Origin of the sequence: Kribbella sp. (assembly GCF_035687465.1) — a bacterium.
Lineage (GTDB): Bacteria > Actinomycetota > Actinomycetes > Propionibacteriales > Kribbellaceae > Kribbella.
This window is the reverse complement of the sequence record NZ_DASRXP010000144.1, coordinates 1-2,124: the sequence shown is the minus strand read 5'-3', so window position 1 is coordinate 2,124 and position 2,124 is coordinate 1. Positions and strand designations below refer to the sequence as shown.

General features: G+C 64.7%; 3 protein-coding genes. 2 read left to right on the top strand and 1 reads right to left on the bottom strand.

The window, feature by feature from the left end; translation table 11 throughout:
• Positions 1-232: 232 nt before the first annotated feature.
• Positions 233-544, top strand: coding sequence for a transposase (locus VFG33_RS07455; protein ID WP_325023794.1), 312 nt, complete (start codon positions 233-235; stop codon positions 542-544).
• Entirely contained in the window at positions 541-1,440 is a 900-nt protein-coding gene (locus VFG33_RS07450) for an IS3 family transposase (protein WP_325023792.1), read from the top strand. Before VFG33_RS07455 ends, VFG33_RS07450 begins: the two co-directional genes overlap by 4 nt.
• Positions 1,441-1,583: 143 nt before the next feature.
• On the opposite strand, the gene VFG33_RS07445 is transcribed toward VFG33_RS07450, so the two are convergent.
• Positions 1,584-2,124 (bottom strand): hypothetical protein (locus tag VFG33_RS07445; protein ID WP_325023790.1); only part of this gene is annotated, 541 nt, incomplete at its 5' end.

Sequence of the window (2,124 nt, the reverse complement as noted above, 5' to 3'; positions counted from 1 at the left end):
CGCCTTGGGCGGCTGCCTGTCCGGGGCTTGGGTATACGACGCTGGTGTGGGAGTCGGGGAAGTACAGGGTGTTGTCGCTGATCTGGATCCCGGTCGGCTGGAGCTTCAGCAGCTCGGCCATCTCCTTGGCAAGGGGTCCAGTCGGCTTGTCGGCCGAGACATTCGCCGTGGACCTGCCCCGTTTTGACGGACATCCGAGATCAGGAGCGGTTGCTCCGGAAGGATGTTCATCATGGAGTCCATGGGCAAGAAGAAGCCAAGGCCTCGTCGTTCGTTCACACCTGAGTTCAAGGCCGAGATCGTCGAGCTGTGTCAGCGCGGCGACCGGTCGGTCAGTCAGGTCGCGAAGGACTTCGATCTGACTCAGACCGCGGTGCGTGAGTGGCTGAAGCAGGCCGAACGCGACGCAGGCACCGGCGACGGCGGGTTGACCACCAGCGAGAAGGACGAGCTCTCGGCGTTGTGGCGGGAGAACCGTCGGCTGCGCGAAGACGTCGACATCTTGAAGCGTGCCACGGCTTTCTTCGCGAAGGAGACCCGGTGAACTGTTACCCGTTCATCGAGGCGGAAAAGGCTGGCAACCACAACGTCGCCAGGGCTTGTGAGCTGCTCAAGGTCTCCCGTTCCGCCTACTACGCCGACCGGACCAACCCCGGATCGCCTCACGCCCGGCGTGACGTCGAGCTGACTGCGAAGATCCTCGAGATCCACGCCGAGTCCGAACAGACCTACGGCTCCCCGCGAGTCCACCACGAGCTGCGGGACCAGGGCCAGCGGTGTTCCCGCAAGCGGGTCGCACGCCTGATGCGTCAGATCGACCGCTACGGCCGCACTCCACGGCGGTGGAAGAAGACCACCACTCCCGACCCGGCCGCCGCCCACCGCCCGGATCTGATCGGCCGTGACTTCGCCATCGACCCCGACCAGCCGGCAGCCCTGGACACCCGCTGGTGCGGTGACATCACCTACATCCACACCTGGCAAGGCTGGCTCTACCTCGCCACCGTGATCGACCTCGCCTCGCGCCGAGTGGTCGGCTGGGCGGTCGCGGACCACCTGCGCACCGACCTGATCGCCGACGCCCTCACCGACGCCGTCAACCGGCGCCGCCCAGCACCCGGAGTGGTCTTCCACTCCGATAGAGGCTGCCAATACACATCGACCCAATACGCCAACCTGGCAAGGGATCTAGGCGTCGTCTTGTCGGTCGGACGACGAGGCCAATGCTGGGACAACGCCGTCGCCGAGTCGTTCTTCGCGACCCTGAAAACCGAGCTGATCCACCGCCGCTCCTGGCCGACCCGCAAGGCCACCACCAGTGCGATCTTCGACTACATCGAAGGCTGGTACAACACCCGCCGCCGGCACTCCACCCTGGGATACCTCAGCCCCGCCGCATACGAATCAACCATCAACATCAGCACCGAACAGGTAGCGTGAACCAGCCCCACATCAACCCTGTCCGTCAAAGCGGGTCAACCTCACCGAGCCGGTGATGGGTTCGGTGATAGGGCGCCTGATCGACGAGAGACCACAGGCAACTCGATACGCCGTACCGCGTAGAACAACTGGGGCTAAGCCGGCTACAAGTTTCCGAGGATCAGCACAGCACCGATGCCCAGGGCAAATACAGCGGCGATCACCAGACCAGCCTTCCGGGCCCGTGGCCTCCGGTTCCACTGGAACCAGCACAGCACGAGCAGGGCGACTGTCAGCACGACGAGGCTGGCGCTGGTGATCTGCGCCCATGTCGCTTTTGTGGCCTGGATGACGGCCGGCACGATGCCGAACGCACCTACAACGGAAACAACGAGCACCATGGCTGGGTGGGAGCCACGGGCCAACGCTTCGTCTGGTGCTGAGCTCAGCGACGCGGGATGCTGCAGTTGCTCCGCCGGCTTCTCGCTGCCGCCAGTGGCTGGGGGTTTCATCGTCTGCTTGACGTCGGTGCTATCGATCGCGAGGTTCGAGCTGGCATAGATGTAGTTGTTGACGACCCTGCCGGCGGCCGGAGGCTGCTCGGCCTCCGGTGCACTCGGTTCAGGGGAAGGAACTGAATCGGACTGGGCTGTGACCGCTCGTCCGGCGCTGTCCGATACAGGTGCCCAGATCGGGCCGGGAACC

What these genes read in the sequence shown, in the direction of transcription:
- VFG33_RS07455 (WP_325023794.1), top strand. Translation starts at nt 233, where the DNA reads ATGGAGTCCATGGGCAAGAAGAAGCCAAGGCCTCGTCGTTCGTTCACA.